This window comes from Allobosea sp. GW823-FHT02B03 (assembly GCF_058797755.1).
Window position 1 is genome coordinate 595,974 of record NZ_JBXAJY010000001.1, and the last position, 18,392, is coordinate 614,365.

General features: G+C 67.2%; 17 protein-coding genes. 9 read left to right on the forward strand and 8 right to left on the reverse strand.

Going from position 1 to position 18,392, the window contains the following annotated elements; translation table 11 throughout:
• Positions 1-10: 10 nt before the first annotated feature.
• The 4 genes from ypfJ to AC1REK_RS02765 all read right to left on the reverse strand — a co-directional run bounded on the left by ypfJ (position 11) and on the right by AC1REK_RS02765 (position 4,398).
• Positions 11-901, reverse strand: a complete 891-nt coding sequence (gene ypfJ, locus AC1REK_RS02750; protein ID WP_316018627.1) for a KPN_02809 family neutral zinc metallopeptidase — start codon at positions 899-901, stop codon at positions 11-13.
• Between the two features lie 107 nt (positions 902-1,008).
• Positions 1,009-2,013, reverse strand: coding sequence for a cytochrome d ubiquinol oxidase subunit II (cydB, locus tag AC1REK_RS02755; protein WP_492267274.1), 1,005 nt, complete (start codon positions 2,011-2,013; stop codon positions 1,009-1,011).
• An 11-nt stretch (positions 2,014-2,024) separates the two neighbouring features.
• Positions 2,025-3,455: a cytochrome ubiquinol oxidase subunit I gene (locus tag AC1REK_RS02760; protein WP_492267273.1), complete on the reverse strand. Its 1,431-nt coding sequence runs from the start codon at positions 3,453-3,455 to the stop codon at positions 2,025-2,027.
• A gap of 142 nt (positions 3,456-3,597) precedes the next feature.
• Positions 3,598-4,398 (reverse strand): uracil-DNA glycosylase, encoded by an 801-nt coding sequence (locus AC1REK_RS02765; protein ID WP_492267272.1) that lies wholly within the window; start codon positions 4,396-4,398, stop codon positions 3,598-3,600.
• 335 nt (positions 4,399-4,733) lie between these two features.
• Here AC1REK_RS02765 and AC1REK_RS02770 point away from each other — a divergent pair, with 335 nt between their 5' ends.
• The 3 genes from AC1REK_RS02770 to AC1REK_RS02780 all read left to right on the forward strand — a co-directional run bounded on the left by AC1REK_RS02770 (position 4,734) and on the right by AC1REK_RS02780 (position 9,569).
• Positions 4,734-6,413 carry an electron transfer flavoprotein-ubiquinone oxidoreductase gene (locus tag AC1REK_RS02770; protein WP_492267271.1) on the forward strand — a complete coding sequence of 560 codons (1,680 nt, stop codon included), beginning with the start codon at positions 4,734-4,736 and terminating at the stop codon, positions 6,411-6,413.
• Between the two features lie 486 nt (positions 6,414-6,899).
• On the forward strand, positions 6,900-8,681 hold the full coding sequence (locus AC1REK_RS02775) for a tetratricopeptide repeat protein (RefSeq protein ID WP_492267270.1): 1,782 nt from the start codon (positions 6,900-6,902) through the stop codon (positions 8,679-8,681).
• A gap of 3 nt (positions 8,682-8,684) precedes the next feature.
• Positions 8,685-9,569 (forward strand): 4-(cytidine 5'-diphospho)-2-C-methyl-D-erythritol kinase, encoded by an 885-nt coding sequence (locus AC1REK_RS02780; protein WP_492267269.1) that lies wholly within the window; start codon positions 8,685-8,687, stop codon positions 9,567-9,569.
• A gap of 31 nt (positions 9,570-9,600) precedes the next feature.
• Here AC1REK_RS02780 and AC1REK_RS02785 read toward each other — a convergent pair whose 3' ends face one another.
• On the reverse strand, positions 9,601-10,212 hold the full coding sequence (locus tag AC1REK_RS02785; protein ID WP_492267268.1) for an NUDIX domain-containing protein: 612 nt from the start codon (positions 10,210-10,212) through the stop codon (positions 9,601-9,603).
• A complete protein-coding gene (locus tag AC1REK_RS02790) occupies positions 10,209-11,225 on the reverse strand; it encodes a polyprenyl synthetase family protein (protein WP_316018619.1) in 1,017 nt (338 codons plus the stop codon). The genes AC1REK_RS02785 and AC1REK_RS02790 overlap by 4 nt, the downstream gene beginning before the upstream one ends.
• A gap of 63 nt (positions 11,226-11,288) precedes the next feature.
• On the opposite strand from AC1REK_RS02790, the gene AC1REK_RS02795 reads away from it, so the two are divergent.
• Positions 11,289-11,636: a putative signal transducing protein gene (locus AC1REK_RS02795; RefSeq protein WP_492267267.1), complete on the forward strand. Its 348-nt coding sequence runs from the start codon at positions 11,289-11,291 to the stop codon at positions 11,634-11,636.
• Positions 11,637-11,642: 6 nt separating this feature from the next.
• The gene (locus tag AC1REK_RS02800; RefSeq protein ID WP_492267266.1) at positions 11,643-12,413 is read left to right on the forward strand and encodes a tRNA1(Val) (adenine(37)-N6)-methyltransferase; all 771 of its coding nucleotides are present in this window, start codon (positions 11,643-11,645) and stop codon (positions 12,411-12,413) included.
• On the opposite strand, the gene AC1REK_RS02805 is transcribed toward AC1REK_RS02800, so the two are convergent.
• Positions 12,414-12,686, reverse strand: coding sequence for a hypothetical protein (locus AC1REK_RS02805; RefSeq protein ID WP_492267265.1), 273 nt, complete (start codon positions 12,684-12,686; stop codon positions 12,414-12,416).
• Between the two features lie 125 nt (positions 12,687-12,811).
• Complete coding sequence (locus AC1REK_RS02810; protein WP_316018616.1) at positions 12,812-13,102, reverse strand: hypothetical protein; 291 nt, start codon at positions 13,100-13,102, stop codon at positions 12,812-12,814.
• 234 nt (positions 13,103-13,336) lie between these two features.
• Between AC1REK_RS02810 and AC1REK_RS02815 the strand changes: the two genes are divergently transcribed.
• The 4 genes from AC1REK_RS02815 to AC1REK_RS02830 all read left to right on the forward strand — a co-directional run bounded on the left by AC1REK_RS02815 (position 13,337) and on the right by AC1REK_RS02830 (position 18,391).
• Complete coding sequence (locus AC1REK_RS02815) at positions 13,337-14,245, forward strand: glycine--tRNA ligase subunit alpha (protein WP_492267667.1); 909 nt, start codon at positions 13,337-13,339, stop codon at positions 14,243-14,245.
• On the forward strand, positions 14,245-16,458 hold the full coding sequence (glyS, locus tag AC1REK_RS02820) for a glycine--tRNA ligase subunit beta (RefSeq protein ID WP_492267264.1): 2,214 nt from the start codon (positions 14,245-14,247) through the stop codon (positions 16,456-16,458). Before AC1REK_RS02815 ends, glyS begins: the two co-directional genes overlap by 1 nt.
• Before the next feature lie 369 nt (positions 16,459-16,827).
• Positions 16,828-16,989, forward strand: a complete 162-nt coding sequence (locus tag AC1REK_RS02825; RefSeq protein ID WP_184231595.1) for a Thivi_2564 family membrane protein — start codon at positions 16,828-16,830, stop codon at positions 16,987-16,989.
• Between the two features lie 139 nt (positions 16,990-17,128).
• Complete coding sequence (locus tag AC1REK_RS02830) at positions 17,129-18,391, forward strand: GTP cyclohydrolase II (RefSeq protein WP_492267263.1); 1,263 nt, start codon at positions 17,129-17,131, stop codon at positions 18,389-18,391.
• The last annotated feature ends 1 nt before the right edge of the window (position 18,392 follow it).

Genomic DNA, 18,392 nt, shown 5'->3' on the forward strand with positions numbered 1-18,392 from the left:
GGCGGGCTCGTCAGAGCCGGTCGGTCTGGAAGGTGTTGCAGGCCTGCATCGAGCCCGAATTGAAGCCGGCGTTGAACCAGCGCATGCGCTGTGCCGACGAGCCGTGGGTGAAGGAATCAGGCACCACGGCGCCGCGCCCAGCCTGCTGCTGCAGCTTGTCGTCGCCGATCGCGGCGGCGGTGCGCATCGCCTCCTCGACGTCGCCGGGCTCGATACGGTCCATCGCCTTGATGTTGTAGGCCCAGACGCCGGCGAAGCAGTCGGCCTGCAATTCGACCCGCACCGAGAGCTGGTTCGATTCGCGCTCGGAAAGCCGCTCGCGCATCTGGTTCACCTTGGGCAGGATGCCGAGCAGGTTCTGGATGTGATGGCCGACCTCGTGGCCGATCACATAGGCATAGGCGAAGTCGCCGCCGCCGCCGAGCTTGCGCTGCATTTCCTGGAAGAAGGAGGTGTCGAGATAGACCCGCTGGTCGTTCGGGCAATAGAACGGCCCCATCGCCGACTGCGCGGTGCCGCAGCCCGAGCGTGTCACGCCGTCGAAGACGACGAGGCGCGGCGGCTGGTATTTCCGGTTGGCCTGCTGCGGCAGCACCTTGGACCAGATGTCCTCGTTCTGAGCCAGCACCGCCGAGATGAAACGGCCCATCTCGTCCTTCGGCGGGCCGGCCGACTGGCGCTGCTCCTGCGTCGGCGCGCTGCGCCCGCCGATGCCACCGATCATCTCGGCGCCGCCGATCAGGATTCGCGGGTCGATGCCGAGCGCCCAGCCGACCAGGCCGAGCACGACCATGGTGCCGATGCCGATCCCGCCGCGGCCGCCGGGGAGCCCGGCGAACTCACCGCCGCCGCCACGCCTGTCCTCGAGGTTTTCGGACTGGCGGTAATCTTCCCAACGCATCGCGACGCCCTTGCTTCAGCGCTGCCAATTTCCGCGAGGCGGCGCGGGAACTCAAGCCTTCATTCCGCGCCGGCCGGGTTCCGTGCCGGCCGATCTTTCGCAGAGGCTCAGTGATAGCCGCTATCGGCCTTCACCTTGCCGCGGAAGGTCCAGTAGACGAAGGCGGTGTAGAACAGGATCATCGGCAGGAGGAAGCTGACCCCGATCAGCACGAAGATGTGCGAGCTCGGTGCCGCCGCCGTATCCCAGATCGTCAGGTTGGGCGGCACCAGATAGGGATAGTTCGAGATCGCCAGCCCGAGGAAGCAGAGCACGAAGATCGCGATGGTGAAGGCGAATGGCGTGAACTCGTGGTTCCCGTGCAGTCGCTTCCAGACCATGTAGCCGAAGAAGGCGGTCAGCACCGGGAAGGGCCAGAGCAGCATGAGGTTCGACGGCGTGAACCAGCGCTCCGCGATCCGCGGATGGGCATAGGGGGTCCAGAGCGAAACCAGCACGGCAAAGGCGAGCAGGCCGATAAGCAGCACCTTGGCCTGGCGGCGGGCGCGGTCGGCGACCGGACCTTCGGTCTTGAAGACCAGCCAGGTCGCGCCGAGCAGGGCATAGCCGACGACGACGCCAGCGCCGCACATCAGCGTGAAAGGCGTCAGCCAGTCGAACGGGCCGCCGGCGAACTGCCTGTCGACCACCTTGATGCCCTGGATCAGCCCGCCGAGGATGACACCCTGGGCAAAGGCGGCGCTGGTCGAGCCGAGCCAGAAGGCGAGGTCCCAGATCCGGTGCTTCGGCTTCGCCACCCAGCGGAACTCGAAGGCGACGCCGCGGAAGATCAGCGACAGCAGCATCAGCGTCACCGGCAGATAGAGCGCCGGCATGATCACCGCATAGGCCAGCGGGAAGGCGACCCAGAGCCCTGCGCCGCCGAGCACCAGCCAGGTCTCGTTGCCGTCCCAGAACGGCGCGACGGAGTTCATCATCTGGTCGCGCTCGCTTTCGTCCCCGGTCGTCGGGAACAGGATCGCGATGCCGAGGTCGAAACCGTCGAGCACGACATAGAGCATGACGGCGGTGCCGATCAGCCCGGCCCAGATCACGGGGAGATACCATTCCATCTGGATTCTCCTCAGAGCGCCGGCTGGATCTTGTCGTCGCCGGGCTTGCCGTCGCCGAACAATTGGGAGGCGGGCCCCTGCGCCGCCTTCAGCGTCCGCTTCGAGGGCTGCTCGGGCGGGTCTTCCGGGCTGATCTCGTCCGGCCCCTTGTCGATCAGGCGGTTGATCAGGAGGATGCCTGCGGTGAACACCACGCAATAGACGAAGACGAACAGGGCCAGCGAGATCGCGACCTCGGCCGTGGTTATCGGCGAGACCGCATCCTTGGAGCGCAGGATGCCGGTCGCCACCCAGGGCTGGCGCCCGACCTCGGTGACGAACCAGCCGGCGAGAATGGCGACGAAGCCGGCGGGCCAGGTGTACTGGGCGATCCAGAGCCAGCGTCGTGATTCGAAGATCCGGCCGCGCCACCAGAACCAGGCGCCGACCCAGCCGAACAGGATCATCAGCGTGCCGAGCCCGACCATCAGCCGGAAGCCGAAGAATGGAATCAATACCGGCGGACGGTCCTCGACGGCGAAATCCTTCAGGCTCGGAAACAGCGCGTCCATGCTGCCATGGGTGAGCAGGCTGGCCACGCCCGGGATCGAGATCTCGAAGCGGTTCATTTCCGCCTTCTCGTCGGGCCAGGCGAAGAGCACGAGCGCGCCGGGCTTGGACGAGTCCCAGTGCGCTTCGATCGCGGCGAGCTTGGCCGGCTGGTAGATCGCGGTCTGCTTGCCGTGGAAGTCGCCGATCAGGGCCTGCAGCGGCGCGGTCAGCGCGATCATCAGGATCGCCATGCGCACCATCGTCTTGGCCGATTCCGTGCGGTGGCCGGCGAGCAGATGGCGCGCGCCGGTCGCCAGCACGACGAAGGCGGTGGTGAGATAGGCCGCCGTCATCATGTGGGCGTAGCGCAGCGGGAAGGTCGGACTGAAGACGATCTTCATCCAGTCGACGGGATAGACGATGCCGTCGCGGACTTCGTGGCCGACCGGGTACTGCATCCAGCTATTGGCCGAGAGAATCCAGAAGCCGGACAGCGCCGTGCCACCGGCGACGATCACAGCCGAGAGGAAGTGCAGCCAGGGCGGCACCCGCTTCCAGCCGAAGAGCAGCACGCCGAGGAAGGAGGCTTCCAGGAAGAAGGCGCTCAGCACCTCGTAGCCGATCAGCGGGCCGAGCACATTGCCGGTGACGGCGGAGAAACGGCTCCAGTTCGTGCCGAACTGATAGGAGAGCACGATGCCGGAAACCACGCCCATGGCGAAGGAGACGGCGAAGATCTTGGTCCAGAACCGGGCGAGAAGATGGAATTTCTGGTCGCCGGTCTTCAGCCACAGGCCGAGCAGCGTCGCGATATAGGCCGAAAGCCCGATCGTGAAGGCCGGGAAGACGATGTGGAAGGAGATCGTGAAGGCAAATTGAATGCGGGATAGCAGAAAGGCGTCGATTTCCATCGCGTCGCTCCGGTATTCCGGCCAGCTGCATCATGGCCGTGAGACCCTGCGGGCCACAGGTTCTACTCTGTAGTCTGATTAATCAAGGCGAGGCGCGAGGGCAGGGCCCGACGATGACGCAGCGGCGTGATGCCGCTCCTGCTCAAAGCGTCTCTATCGCCGCCTTCAGCGTGCGCAGGTCGCGCCAGGCCAGGCGCTTGTCGAGCGGGCTGCGCAACAGATAGGCCGGATGCAGGATCGGCAGGGCGGGAATCCGGCGCTTGCCGCTGTCATATTCGAGCCAGCGCCCGCGTGCTGCCATGATACTCTTGACGTCGAGCAGCGCCATCGACGACGGGCGGCCGACGCAGACCAGGATGTCGGGGTCGACGAGCTCGATCTGGCGCTGGATGAAAGGCAGGCAGATCGCGACCTCCTGCGGCGTCGGCGTGCGGTTGCCCGGAGGGCGCCAGGGCAGGAGATTGGCGATGTAGACCTGCTCGGCCCGCGTCAGCCCGATCGCGCCCAGCATCCGGTCGAGCAACTGCCCGGAGCGACCGACGAAGGGCAGGCCGGCGCGGTCCTCGTCGGCGCCCGGCGCCTCGCCGACCAGCATCACCCGCGCGGCCGGATTGCCGTCGGCGAAGACCAGGTTCTTCGCGGTCGCCTTCAGCGCGCAGCCCTCGAAGCCCGCCATCGCGGCCTTGAGCTCGTCGAGCGTTCTCGCTTCGCGCGCCAGAGCGCGCGCCGAGACCGCCGCTTCGTCCGGCGGCGCAAATTCGCCGGAGGAGGCGTGGCGCATTGGCGCGGCCTGCCCGGCAACGGGAACGAGAGCGGGGCGCGCGGGAGCAGCCGGCCGTGGGGCAGCGAAATGGTCGTGCGGCGTTTCGTCGAGCGCCTCGGTGACGCCCATCTCGGCATACCAGGCGATGAGCTCGGCGGGATGTGGCTCGACTGACGACATGATCGGCTCAGCTAGCACGGAAAGCACTGGCGATGCGACCCGTTCGGGAGCGTCGGGCTGTGCTCGTTTCAGCGCGGCGGTTCGCTCCGGGTGTGCCCCGCCCGGCATCGCCATTCCCGAGAGGTCTCGCTTGCGGAGATGGAGCGAGTTCCCCGTTGGCGGCACGTCGCTGCGCCGGGCAGATACACGGCTTTTCGCAGTTGCAAATTGACGCCCGCGCCCGGATAGAAGGGTTCCAATCTCGACATCCGCCCGTCTTGCACGGGCGGGCATGATAGTTCACATATAAACTATATTGCGGATCGAGGCAGAGCGGGCCGTTGGCGGAGGGCAGGATGACACTCGAGGAAGCGCAGAGCACCCCGCGCGAGAGCATGGACTACGACGTCGTCATCGTCGGAGCCGGCCCCGCAGGACTCGCCGCCGCGATCCGCCTGAAGCAGCTCGATGAGAACATCTCGGTCGTCGTGGTCGAGAAAGGGTCCGAGGTCGGTGCCCATATCCTCTCCGGCGCGGTGATCGATCCGATCGGCCTCGACAAGCTCCTTCCCGACTGGCGCGAGGACGAGGCCCGCCCGCTCCACACCCAGGTCAGCGAGGACGTGTTCTACTTCCTCGGTCCGGCCGGCGGCGCCCGCCTGCCGAACTTCGCCATGCCGAAGTTGATGGACAATCACGGCAACTTCGTCGGCTCGCTCGGCCTCGTCGCGCGCTATCTGGCGACCCGGGCCGAGGCGCTCGGCGTCGAGATTTATCCTGGCTTCGCAGCCGCTGAGCTGCTGTTCAACGCGGACGGCTCGGTCGCCGGCATCGCCACCGGCGACATGGGCATCGCCAAGGACGGCAGCGTCTCGGACCGTTTCACCCGCGGCATGGAACTGCGCGGCCACTACACGCTGCTGGGCGAGGGCGCCCGCGGCTCGCTCTCCAAGATCGCGATCAAGCGCTTTGCTTTGGACGAAGGCCGCGAGCCGCAGAAATACGGCATCGGCCTCAAGGAGATCTGGCAGGTCAAGCCGGAGAAGTTCAAGAAGGGGCTGGTGCAGCATTCCTTCGGCTGGCCGCTCGACATGTCGACCGGTGGCGGCTCGTTCCTCTACCATTTCGACGACAATCTGGTTTCGGTCGGCTTCGTCGTCCATCTCAACTATACGAACCCGACGCTCTCGCCCTTCGACGAGTTCCAGCGCTTCAAGACCCATCCGATGATCCGCGACGTCTTCGAGGGCGCAAAGCGCCTCTCCTACGGCTCGCGCGCGATCACCGAGGGCGGCTGGCAGTCGGTGCCGAAGCTGACCTTCCCGGGCGGGGCGCTGATCGGCTGCGCCGCCGGCTTCGTTAACGTGCCGCGCATCAAGGGCAGCCACAACGCCATCCTCTCCGGCATGCTGGCGGCCGAAAATCTCGTTCCGGCCCTGGCGGCTGGCCGTGCCCATGACGTGGTCGACGGCATCGAGGACAGCTGGCGCTCCTCCGAGATCGGCCGCGATCTCAAGCTGGTGCGCAACGTCAAGCCGCTCTGGTCGAAGCTCGGCACGCTCGGAGGCGTCGCTCTCGGCGGCATCGACATGTGGCTGAACCAGCTCTTCGGCTGGTCGCCCTTCGGTACCATGAAGCACGGCAAGCCCGACCATGCCACGCTCAAGCCGATCGGGGACGTCACGCCGATCGTCTACCCGAAGCCGGACGGCAAGATCTCCTTCGACAAGCTCTCCTCGGTCTTCCTCTCGGCGACGAATCACGAGGAGGACCAGCCGGCCCATCTGAAGCTCACCGACCCGAACGTGCCGGTGCTGCAGAACCTGCCGCTCTATGGCGAGCCGGCGCGGCTTTATTGTCCGGCCGGTGTCTACGAGGTCGTCTATGCCGATCCCGACAAGAAGACCGAGCCGCGCTTCGTGATCAACGCGCAGAACTGCGTGCACTGCAAGACCTGCGACATCAAGGATCCCGCCCAGAACATCACCTGGACGGTGCCGGAGGGCGCCGGAGGTCCAAATTACTCCAACATGTGAGGCCGCTTTTCAGAGCGGATGACGTTTCCGTCCGGCGAAATCTTGTGGTGTCGCCGGAGACAAGAAGAGCCGCGCCGGCTGGACCGGCGCGGCCCTGAAGCAGCGGCAGGCCGGCGAATCAGCCTTTGCGGATGACCGGAGCAGGCTGTTCGGGGGCTGGCGTCGCGCAACCGCCAGCGAAGCTGGCGAGAGCGAGGACGGCCGCAAGCGCAAGCGAGACCTTCTTCATTGGAAATGTCCCAGACGAATCGCCGCGAAAGGCCGCGACAGTTTGGAGGCTACGCCCGATTTCTTCATGAAATCTATCGGGAACGCCGACAGTCTCTCGCGATCGGCGTTTCACGACAGCGTGACGCATCTTCTGCAATGCAGCGGCAGGCTTGTCGGGTCGCCCGGAAACAGCCATGTTGCGCGCTTAACCGATCAGGTCACGGTCCAGTCCACGGACAGGCTCCCGGCGGCGGGCGAGGGGCGGACCGAGGGAGAATGGCGAACGTGACGTTTCAGAGCGACGGCCGCGGCCGTGGCGCCGTGTTGGCGCTGGCTTTCCTGGCTTTCCTGCAGACTGGCGCATCGATTCCGGCGCGGGCGGAGGCACGCCCGGTCGAGAAATTCGAGCCGGCGGAGAGTCTCGAGGGCAATTATCTCGCGGCCGTGGTCGCAGGTTCGGGGCGCGATCTCGGCGCCGCCTCGGTCTATCTGCGCGAGGCGATCAAGGACGATCCGCAGAACAGCGAATTGCTGGAGCGCGGCTTCGTCGCCTTCCTTGCCGACGGCGCGATGGGCGACACGTTCCGCGCCGCAGAGAAGCTCGTGCAGCGCGATGCCTCGAACGGCCTGGCGCAGCTTGCGCTCGGTGTGCGGGCGCTGAAGCAGAAATCCTATGCGACTGCGCGCAACCATCTTCAGCGCGGCGGGCGCGGCCGGTCGGCCGACATCACTGCTACGCTGCTGGCGGCCTGGGCCTATTCCGGCTCCGGAGACACCAAGCGCGCGCTCGAAACTCTGGAGCGGCTGCGCGGCGAAGCGAGCTTCGATCGCTTCCGCGACTATCACGCCGGCCTGATTCTCGACATCGCCGGCCGAAAGACCGATTCGACCCGCCGGCTGAAGGCCGCCTACGACGCCGAGAAGACCAACCTGCGTCTGGTTGATCTCTGGGCTCGGCATCAGGCACGTGCCGGTGACCGCGATGCGGCGCTGGCGACGCTCAACGAATTCGAGCAGCGCGTCCGCCCCAACCATCCGGTGGTGCGCGACGCGCTCGCCAAGGTCTCCGCGAAGGAGCCGCTGCCCCGCATCGTCGGCAACGCGCAGCAGGGCGCCGCCGAAGTGCTCTATGGCCTCGCCAGCGCCGGGATTCTTCAGGGCGACGAGGCCACGGCCCTGCTTTATCTGAGGCTCGCCGTCTATCTCGACCCGGGTCACGATCTCGCCGTGCTGACGCTGGGCGACATTCTCGAGCGCGCCAAGCAGACTGAGGACGCGGTCGAGGTCTATCGCCGCATGCCCGAGACTTCGGCGTTGCGTCCGGTTGCCGACATCCAGGTCGGGCTCGGCCTCGAGGCGCTCGGCAAGACCGACGAAGCCGTCAAGCAGCTGGAAGCGCTCATCGTTGCCCGCCCGGACGATATCGAGGCGATCTCGGCGCTCGGCAACATCTATCGCTCGCGCAAGCGCTTCGAGGAAGCGGCCGACACCTACAACAAGGCGATCGCCAAGCTCACCTCGCCCGGGCGCTCGAACTGGGATCTCTTCTATTCGCGCGGCATCGCCTATGAGCGTACGAAGCGGTGGCCGGAGGCCGAGGCGGACCTGCGCAAGGCGCTGGAGCTGATGCCCGAGGCGCTCGGCCGCGAGCGGGCACTGGTCCTCAACTATCTCGGCTATTCTCTGGTCGACCGGAATCTGAAGCTCGACGAGGCGCTCGGCATGCTCAGGCGCGCCGTCGATCTCAGGCCCCGCGATGGCTACATCATCGATTCGCTGGGTTGGGCGCACTACCGGCTCGGCCGCTATGACGAGGCCGTAACCGAACTGGAGCGGGCGATGGAGCTGCGTCCGTCCGACCCGGTGATCAACGACCATCTCGGCGATGTCTACTGGCGCACCGGCCGCCAGCTAGAGGCGAAGTTCCAGTGGAACCATGCCCGCGATCTCAATCCCGAGCCGGAGGATCTGGTCAAGATCCTGCGCAAGATCGAGAAGGGGCTCGACGAGGCTCCGCCCTCGGCGAACGCCGCCGAGCCGAAGAAGGATGGCGGCTGAGCCTTGCAGGCTCGTCTCACCACCCGCGCCCCGGCCAAGATCAATCTCAGCCTGCGCATCCTCGGCCGGCGTGCCGACGGCTATCACGAGCTCGACAGCCTCGTCGCCTTCGCCGGTGTCGGCGATCAGTTGACGCTGCTGCCGGGCGCGGAGAGCGGGATCGCGATCTCCGGCCCCTTTGCCGAGGGGCTCTCGGTTGCAGCCGACAATCTGGTGCTGAAGGCGGAAGTTGCCTTGCGCGATCAGGTGCCGGGGCTGCGTTCCGGCGGATTCCTGCTCGTCAAGCGCCTGCCCGTCGCATCCGGGATCGGCGGCGGCTCGGCCGATGCCGCTGCCGCGCTGCGCCTGCTCGCGCGGCTGAACGGCCTGCCGTCTGACGCTCCCGCGCTCTATGCCGCCGCCGCGCGCATCGGCGCCGACGTCCCGGTCTGTCTCGCAGCGAAGACGCGCATCATGCAGGGCATCGGCGAGCGGCTCGGGTCGCCGATGCGCCTGCCGCGCCTCTTCGCGCTGCTGGTCAACCCGGGCGTCGCGGTCGAGACCGCCGCGGTCTTCCGCAATCTCGGCCTGCAGCCGGGGGAGGCGGCGATCCAGCCGGCTCCGGCGACGGACGCCTCCTGGCAGGGCCACGCCTCCGCTCCCTCTGTGATCGAAGCGCTTGCAGCCACGAGAAACGACCTCGAAGCGCCGGCCCGTGGCGCCGCGCCAGTCATAGCGGATGTCCTGGAGCTGCTCGCCGAGCTGCCGGGCTGCCGGCTGGCGCGCATGTCGGGCTCGGGCGCGACCTGCTTTGCCCTGTTCGACGATTGCCGGGCGAGTACGGTAGCGGCCAGGACGCTCGCGCGTCGGCAGCCGGGCTGGTGGATCAAGCCGACCGTGCTGGGCTGACGACCCGCCCGCCTGGACCGCAGGGGGCGCCTTAAGCGCCGCTTGCGCCGAAGCCGGGCAGGAGCCCCTTCAGCATCATCAGTCCCAGCGCGGCGATGGTGATCGCGTCCCGGATGGCGCCGCTCTCGATCATCGCGGTGACTTCGGCGGGAGAGAAGCGGCGCGTCACCAGGCCCTGCTCCTCATGATCGAGCTGGCGCGGCGCGGCGCTGAGCTGGCGGGCGAGGAAAACATGGCAGCCCTGGTTCGAGTAGCCATAGCATTCGAACAGGTAACCGGCCTCGATCATCTCGCCGGCCTCGACGCCCGCTTCCTCGCGCAGCTCGCCGCGGGCGACGGTGACCGGCTCGGCATCCGGCCTGCTCTCCCAGGAGCCTTGCGGCAGCTCCCAGAAGCGGCCTCCCACCGGGTAGCGATACTGCTCGACGAGATGCAGGTCGCCATTCTCCTCGACGGCGACGATCGCGACGAAATCCGTCTTCTCGACGACGCCGTAGATTCCCGTGGAGCCATCCTGCCGGAGGACCTCGTCCTCCCGCACCCGCATCCAGCGATTCTCATAGACGACCCGCGAGGACAGCGCGGTGATCTCCGCCGGCTGCTCCTGCGCCTTCTCGGAGGGCTTTCCGGCGGCCTCGTTCAATGGGCGCGCGCCACGCAGAAGTCGACGGCGTCGTTGAGCGCCTGCTTCATCGGCGATTGCGGGTAAAGGCCGAGCGCGTCCTTCGCCATCTTGGCGTAGTGCCGGGCACGTTCGACGGTGTCCTCGATCGCCTTGTGCTTGCGCATCAGCGCCTGCGCCTGGGCGAAGTCGCCCTCGTTGATCTGGCCTTCCTGCAGGGTGCGGCGCCAGAAGGCCCGCTCCTCTTCGTCGCCTCGGCGGAAGGAGAGCACCACCGGCAGCGTGATCTTGCCCTCGCGGAAATCGTCGCCGGTGTTCTTGCCGAGCGCGCCGGAGGAACCACCATAGTCGAGCGCGTCGTCGATCAGCTGGAAGGCGATGCCGAGATTGAGCCCATAGCTGCGGCAGGCGGCGGCGCCGGCCTTGGGCGAACCGGCGATCACCGGCCCGACCTCGCAGGCGGCGGCGAAGAGCTCGGCGGTCTTGCCGCGGATCACGGCGAGGTACTCGTCTTCTGTCGTCTCGGTGTTCTTGGCGGCGGCAAGCTGCATCACCTCGCCCTCGGCGATCACCGCCGCGGCGGTCGAGAGGATATCGAGCGCCCGCAGCGAGCCGACTTCGACCATCATCTTGAAGGCCTGGCCGAGCAGGAAGTCGCCGACCAGCACGCTCGCCTCGTTGCCCCAGAGCATGCGGGCGGCGAGCTTGCCGCGGCGCATGTCGCTCTCGTCGACGACATCGTCATGCAGCAGCGTGGCGGTGTGCATGAATTCGACGGAGGCGGCGAGCTTGACGTGCCCCTCGCCCTCGTAGCCGCACAGCGCCGCCGTCGCCAGCGTCAGCATCGGCCGCAGGCGCTTGCCGCCCGAGGAGATCAGATGGTTGGCGACCTCCGGGATCATCGTCACCTGCGAACCCGTCCGCGACAGGATCATCGCATTGACGCGCTCCATGTCGGGGCGGGTCAGACCGACCAGAGCCTCGATCCCGGCCTTGCCGGCTTCCTTGTCCTCGAAGGCTACGACGACGCCCACGCTCAAACTCCGACTTTACCGGCGCGGCTGGCGCGCCCTGTCTTTGCTGCACTGCCCTTTGCCATGACCGTCGCATGCGTGGCCAGCCCCGGCAATCTCTGTCGCGCCGCACAATCTGGTGTGACGATGTCGCAGCGCGGCGATTTTGGGCTTGCGCGGCTTATCCGCCACGGGCTCCATGGCGCCATGCACGAACTGGTCCGCTCCAATGATCTCGTCCTGCTCGGCGCCATCGAGGCGTTGCTCGCCTCGGCCAATCTCGATTGCGTGATAGCCGACCAGCATATCAGCGCGCTGGAAGGCATGATCGGCGCCTTCCCGCGCCGGCTGCTGGTGCGCGAGGCCGACCGGAAGCGCGCCCGGGCCTTGCTGGTCGAGGCCGGCTTCGGCGGCGAATTGCGGCCCGAGTGATCCGCCATGACCGATGAGATCCTGCCGGGCCTCGGCGCTATCGGCGAGGACCGCCTGCTCGACGGCCGGCTGCGCCTGCTGCAACCGCGAAAGGGGCACCGCGCCGGTTCGGATGCGATCCTGCTCGCCGCCGCCCTGCCGGCTCTGGCGGAAGGACCGCTGGCCGATTTCGGCGCCGGCGTCGGCACCGCCGGCCTGGCCGCCGCCCTGCGTCAGGAGGCGCTTTCGGTCGTGCTGGTCGAGCGCGATCCGGAACTCGCGGCTCTCGCCGCACGCAACGCTGCCCTCAACGGACTTGATCAGCGCGTCCGCGTCGTCGTCGCTGCGATCGGCGAGCGCGGCGACGGCGCCTTGCAGGCCGGCCTGCCGGACGCTTCGGCAGCCTGGGTCGCGATGAATCCGCCATTTTTCGAGGCCGGTGCGGCCAAGGCCTCGCCGGTGCCGAATCGCCGCGCCGCCCATGTCGCCGACACGCCGCTGGCCCTCTGGCTGAAGGCGGCAAGGCGGGCGTTGCGGCCGCGCGGTGGGGTGACGATCATTCATCGCGCCGAGGCGCTGCCCGAGATCCTGGCGGCGCTGGCGACGGGCTTCGGCGAGGTCTCGATCCGGCCGGTGCAGGCGCTGGCCGAACGACCGGCGATCCGCGTGATCGTCTCCGCCCGGCTCGGCAGCAAAAAGCCGGCAGCGTTGCTGCCGGCTGTGGTTCTCAATGGTCCCGATGGCCGCTTCACTGCTGAGAGCGAAGCTCTCCATCGTGGCGAGGCGGGTCTCGCCTGATCAGCGGCAGACGCGTCTCTCGCGCACCACCCAGCCCCAGCCATCCCAGTAGCGGACCGGGCGATAGAAGCAGCGCGGGCCGTAATAGGGGCGGCCATAGCCATAGCCCGGCGGGCGGCCGTAGCCGTAATACGGACGGTCATAGCCGCCGCCCCAGCGTGGGCCGTCATAATAGCCGTCGCCGAAGGGCTGGGCCGCGGCCGGGGTCGAGGCGATCGCGGCGACGCCGAGCGTGGCGGCGGCCGAAAAGCCGAGAAGCAGCTTGCGAAGCATGTGATGCTCCTCCTTCGCGATGTTCACGGCGTTGTTCCGGGGCTCCGGGCGTCACCGTTGCGGCGAATCTGCGTCGGAGCGGCTGAACGGCAGCGGAGCGCGCCGTTCAGCCTGTCTTCATCCGGTTAGCGGCAGACCCGCACCGGGCGGATCACCCAGCGGTAGCCGTTCCAGACCCGCCGATCGCTGTAGAAGCAGCGCGGCCGGTAGACCGGGCGGCCGTAATAGGGCGGCCGCGGCCCGTAATGGGGCCGGCCGTAATGCCAGACCTGCTGCACGAGGCCGCCGGCCTCGCTGCTGACGGCGGGCGCGCTGCCGGCGCCGATCGGCGCAGCATTGGCCGGGGCGGCAATCAGCGCAGTCGAAAGAAGTGCACCGGCGCCCAGCAGGGCGGCGGCGATACGAGATGACAGCATTGCAAAACTCCTGCTTGCTGGGCGCTGGTCCGGCTCAAGCGCTCGCCCCGAGCACCGCGGACCGCGATGGCACGCACCCTATGCCAGCGATGATGAACGAGGTCCTTCGATCGAGGTTCACCCGCGGTTCATGCGGGAATGCTTGACCGGAAGCGTCGCCAGCCCCTAAGCACACCGCCTGTTTCCTGAAAATTTCGAAGGCTTGAGCCCTTGGCTGCGTCGCCCTCCGCTTCGATGAATCCGACCCGCTCCTTCCAGGGACTGCTGCTGACCTTGCAGCGCTTCTGGGCCGAACGCGGCTGCGTCATCCTCCAGCCCTACGACATGGAAGTCGGGGCCGGCACCTTCCATCCAGCGACGACCTTGCGCGCGCTGGGGCCCAAGCCGTGGAACGCGGCCTATGTCCAGCCCTCTCGCCGGCCGAAGGACGGTCGCTATGGCGAGAACCCCAACCGGCTGCAGCACTATTACCAGTTCCAGGTGATCCTGAAGCCGTCGCCGCCGAACCTGCAGCAGCTCTATCTCGACTCCCTGCAGGCCATCGGCGTCGATCTCGCCCTGCACGATGTCCGCTTCGTCGAGGACGACTGGGAGAGCCCGACGCTGGGCGCCTGGGGGCTCGGCTGGGAATGCTGGTGCGACGGCATGGAAGTCAGCCAGTTCACCTATTTCCAGCAGGTGGCGGGTGTCGAATGCGCGCCGGTCGCCGGCGAGCTGACCTATGGGCTCGAGCGCCTGGCGATGTATGTCCAGGGCGTCGAGAACGTCTACGATCTCAACTTCAACGGTCTCGAGGGCGAGGATCGCGTCAGCTATGGCGACGTCTTCCTCCAGGCCGAGCAGGAGTTCTCGCGGCATAATTTCGAACATGCCAACACCGAGATGCTCTTCCGCCACTTCGCCGACGCCGAGGCCGAGTGCAAGGCGCTGCTGGCCGCCGGCGAGGCCGATGGCGGCGTCAGGCACCAGCTCGCCCTGCCGGCCTATGACCAGTGCATCAAGGCGAGCCATATCTTCAACCTGCTCGATGCGCGCGGCGTGATCTCGGTCACCGAGCGCCAGAGCTACATCCTGCGCGTGCGTGAGCTCGCCAAGGCCTGCGGTCAGGCCTGGCTGAAGACCGTCGGCGGCGGAGCGAACTGATGCCCGATCTTCTGCTCGAACTCTTCTCCGAGGAAATCCCGGCGCGCATGCAGCGCAAGGCGGCCGAGGACCTGAAGAAGCTGGTCACCGATGCGCTGGTCGAGCGCGGCCTCGTCTATGAGGGCGCCAAGGCCTTCGCCACGCCGCGCCGGCTGGCGCTCACCGTCGCAGGCCTGCCGGTGCGCGGCCGCGATGTCCGCGAGGAGCGCAAGGGGCCGCGCGTCGGCGCGCCCGAGGCCGCCGTCCAGGGCTTCCTCAAGGCTGCCGGCCTCGCCTCGCTCGACCAGGCGACCATCGTCAGCGATCCCAAGAAGGGCGATTCCTACATCGCCGTGATCGAGAAGCCCGGCCAGGAAACGATTGCGGCCATCGCCGAGATCGTGCCGGCGGTGATCCGCGCCTTCCCCTGGCCGAAGTCGATGCGCTGGGGCAAGGCCTCGGCCGCCGGCGCCAGCCTGCGCTGGGTGCGCCCGCTGCACTCGATCCTCTGCACCTTCGGCGCCGAGACCGAGGATCCGGAAGTCGTCGCCTTCGAGGTCGACGGCATCACCTCCGGCAACACCACCTATGGCCACCGCTTCCATGCGCCGGGCCCGATCACGGTCCGCCGCTTCGACGACTATGTCGCGAGCCTGGAGCGGGCCAAGGTCGTGCTCGACGCCGACCGCCGCAAGGAGATCATCGCGACCGATGCTCGGAACCTCGCCTTCGCGGCCGGGCTGGAACTGGTCGAGGATGAGGGGCTGCTGGAGGAGGTCGCGGGGCTGGTCGAATGGCCGGTCGTGCTGATGGGCTCCTTCGAGGAGCGCTTCCTCGACATTCCCGGCGAGGCGATCCGCGCCACTATCCGCGCCAACCAGAAATGCTTCGTGCTGCGCGATCCCGCGACGGGCGAACTGGCGAACCGCTTCATCCCGGTCTCCAATCTCGTCGCCAGCGATGGCGGCCTGGCGATCACCGCCGGCAATGGCCGCGTGGTCCGCGCCCGCCTCTCGGACGCCGCCTATTTCTGGGCGACCGATCGCGGCCCGCTGCCCGACCTCGACACGCTGAAGGCGAGCGCCGAGAAGCTCGGGCTCGACCTGTCGAAGCCGCTCGACCAGCGCATGGCCAAGCTCGACAAGCTCGGCGTCGTCTTCCACGCCAAGCTCGGCACGCAAGGCGAGCGCGTCCAGCGCATCGCGGCGCTGGCGAAAGAGCTTGCCCCGATCGTCGGTGCCGATCCGGCCAAGGCCGAGCGTGCGGCGAAGCTCGCCAAGGCCGACCTGCCGACCGAGATGGTCGGCGAGTTCCCGGAATTGCAGGGGTTGATGGGCCGCAAATATGCGGAACTGCAGGGCGAGGATGCGTCGGTCGCCGCTGCGATCGAGGAACATTACAAGCCGCTCGGCCCCTCCGACCGCGTCCCCTCCGATCCGGTCTCGGTCGCCGTCGCACTCGCCGACAAGCTCGATACCCTCGTCGGCTTCTGGGCCATCGACGAAAAGCCGACCGGCAGTAAGGACCCCTATGCGCTGCGCCGCGCGGCGTTAGGCGTCAGCCGGATTTGTGACGAGCACAATCTCAATGGGCTTCAGCTGGAGTTGCTACTGACGTCATTGTTTGATCGTTGGTGGCCTAACGTCGATGCGCCTGTTGCAGCATTTGACCTGATTGGCTTCATCGTCGAGCGCATCAAAGTAATGTTGCGCGACAGAGGTATCGCTCACGACATCGTGGATGCCGTTGCAGGTCAGGGCATTCGTCGTGAAGCGATGATGCCCGGAATGGCAAACGTCCGGGTAATCTCGATTATCGTGAGAACTGCGGAGGCCCTCGGTCGCTTCCTCGAAACCGAGGACGGCAAGAGTCTGCTCGCCGGCTACAAGCGCGCCGCCAACATCCTCAAGGCCGAGGAGAAGAAGGACGGCGAGGGCGCCTTCGCCGGTGCCGCCGATCTCCAGCTCATCGCTGCTGCCGGGCTGATCGAGGAGAAGGCGCTCGCCGTCGCGCTCGCCCAGGCGACGCCGAAGGCGGAAGCCGCCATCGCCGCCGAGGACTATGAGGGCGCCATGGCGGCCCTCGCCGAGCTGCGCCCGGCGGTCGATGCCTTCTTCGACAAGGTCACGGTCAACGATCCCGACCCGGCCCTGCGCGCCAACCGCCTCAAGCTGCTGAACCAGCTTCGCGAAGCGACCCGCGCGGTCGCGGATTTCGGGCGGATCGCGGGGTAAGGCACGGGATGCACGACGCAGAACCCTCTCCTGCATCGAAGTCGGGTAACCCGACTTCGACACTTTAAGTGCTGATCTCGGGCAGGCCCGAGATCAGTGAGAGGGCAGGGTGAGGTGTAGGCCCTGCGACCAGCTCCGCGAGGCCTGACCGCGCGGTCAGGTTCAAGCTAAGGTTTCCAGTCCGAACACCTCACCCCTACCCCTCTCCTTCCAGGAGAGGGGATCCCGCGCCCAACCCCTCGGCCAGCGACCCTTCCGGAACTTTTTCCCAGGGCTCCACGTTCTCTTGCCCGAGTGCTATGCTTGCGAATGCCTCGCAGTCAGGGCCTCGGGGGGCCGGCTTTCGGCCGCGATAAGAGGATTTGAGCCATGGGTCTTTTGATTTCGCTTTTCATCACGATTCTGGTCATCGGTCTGGTGCTCTATCTCGTGCGGATGCTGCCGCTCGACGGCAACATCAAGAACATCCTCCAGATCATCGTCATCATCATCGGCATCATCTCGCTGCTGCGCTATCTCGCCGTGTTCTGAGACGCGCGAAATCGTCACTTTTGCGACCGCCGGCTGCGATTGACGCTGGCCGCGCGCTGATCCAGACTTTCTTCGGTCCAGAGGGCCCCGGACGCAGCGCGTCGCGGGGCCCTCATCCGTTCGAAGAGCGAACCCCGCGATGACGTCGCAGAATCGCACCACCCATATCCGGCTGACCTCCCATCCCGAGCCCGGCAGCGCCGCAGCCCGTTTCCCGATCCATTGGGGCGCAGCGACGCCAGAGGAGCGCGGCCCGGTCATCGCCTCGACCACCAACCCGGCCGACCGCAACGTCATCGGCGCTCATGGCGGCTCCTACTCGGTCTATCGGGCGCTCGCGATCTCGGCCCGCGCCATGAATCCGGCGCAGCGGCCCGACCTGACCAACACGCACCCGACCACCGAGATCCTGCCGCAGCCGCAATGGTTCGAGCCCGGCAGGATCGTTTCGCTCGATCCGATCGGCCATCGCGTCGCCCAGGATTTCGGCAAGTGGATCGGCGAGGGCGTCGACATCCGCCCGACCATCGCCGTCACCAAGGCGAGGCTCAACCTGCCGGAGATTCTCGCCGCCATGGCCGGCCACCGGCTCGCCGCCGACGGCCATATCCTGCACGGCTCCGGCGATATCAGCGTCACCAAGATCGCGGTTGACCCGGTCTGGCACCTGCCGGGCATCGCCGAACGCTTCGGCACCAGCGAGAACGAATTGCGCCGAACCCTGTTCGAGCAGACCGGCGGCATGTATCCCGAGCTCGTGACGCGGCCCGACCTCAAGGTCTTCCTGCCGCCGATCGGCTCGATCACCGCCTATGTCATCGGCGAGGTCGGGGCCATCTCCGACCCCCGGCGCAAGCTCGCCTGCCGGGTCCATGACGAGTGCAACGGCTCCGACGTTTTCGGCTCCGACATCTGCACCTGCCGGCCCTATCTCGTGCACGGCATCGAGGAGGCGGTGAAGGAAGCGCAGGGCGGCGGTGTCGGTTTGATCGTCTACAACCGCAAGGAGGGCAGGGCGCTCGGCGAGGTCACCAAATTCCTCGTCTACAATGCCCGCAAGCGTCAGGAGGGCGGCGATTCCGCCGCGACCTATTTCGAGCGCACGGAGTGCGTCGCCGGCGTGCAGGACGCTCGCTTCCAGCAATTGATGCCGGACGTGCTGCACTGGCTCGGCGTCAGGAAGATCGACCGGCTGATGTCGATGTCGAACATGAAGTACGACGCCATGGTCGAGAGCGGCATCGAGATCGGCGAGCGCGTCGCGATCCCGCCGGAACTGATCCCGCCCGATGCCTCGGTCGAGATCGAGGCCAAGAAGGCCGCGGGCTATTATTCGCCGGACGGCGCGCCCGGCGACAATGCGCTGAAATCCACGGTCGGCCGCGACCTCGAGAAGTTCTGAG

Bases quoted from the DNA above. Each gene is read 5' to 3' on its own strand.
- ypfJ (WP_316018627.1), bottom strand. From the start codon at position 901: ATGCGTTGGGAAGATTACCGCCAGTCCGAAAACCTCGAGGACAGGCGT.
- cydB (WP_492267274.1), bottom strand. From the start codon at position 2,013: ATGGAATGGTATCTCCCCGTGATCTGGGCCGGGCTGATCGGCACCGCC.
- AC1REK_RS02760 (WP_492267273.1), bottom strand. From the start codon at position 3,455: ATGGAAATCGACGCCTTTCTGCTATCCCGCATTCAATTTGCCTTCACG.
- AC1REK_RS02765 (WP_492267272.1), bottom strand. From the start codon at position 4,398: ATGTCGTCAGTCGAGCCACATCCCGCCGAGCTCATCGCCTGGTATGCC.
- AC1REK_RS02770 (WP_492267271.1), top strand. From the start codon at position 4,734: ATGACACTCGAGGAAGCGCAGAGCACCCCGCGCGAGAGCATGGACTAC.
- AC1REK_RS02775 (WP_492267270.1), top strand. From the start codon at position 6,900: ATGGCGAACGTGACGTTTCAGAGCGACGGCCGCGGCCGTGGCGCCGTG.
- AC1REK_RS02795 (WP_492267267.1), top strand. From the start codon at position 11,289: ATGACCGTCGCATGCGTGGCCAGCCCCGGCAATCTCTGTCGCGCCGCA.
- AC1REK_RS02800 (WP_492267266.1), top strand. From the start codon at position 11,643: ATGACCGATGAGATCCTGCCGGGCCTCGGCGCTATCGGCGAGGACCGC.
- AC1REK_RS02805 (WP_492267265.1), bottom strand. From the start codon at position 12,686: ATGCTTCGCAAGCTGCTTCTCGGCTTTTCGGCCGCCGCCACGCTCGGC.
- AC1REK_RS02810 (WP_316018616.1), bottom strand. From the start codon at position 13,102: ATGCTGTCATCTCGTATCGCCGCCGCCCTGCTGGGCGCCGGTGCACTT.
- AC1REK_RS02815 (WP_492267667.1), top strand. From the start codon at position 13,337: ATGAATCCGACCCGCTCCTTCCAGGGACTGCTGCTGACCTTGCAGCGC.
- glyS (WP_492267264.1), top strand. From the start codon at position 14,245: ATGCCCGATCTTCTGCTCGAACTCTTCTCCGAGGAAATCCCGGCGCGC.
- AC1REK_RS02825 (WP_184231595.1), top strand. From the start codon at position 16,828: ATGGGTCTTTTGATTTCGCTTTTCATCACGATTCTGGTCATCGGTCTG.
- AC1REK_RS02830 (WP_492267263.1), top strand. From the start codon at position 17,129: ATGACGTCGCAGAATCGCACCACCCATATCCGGCTGACCTCCCATCCC.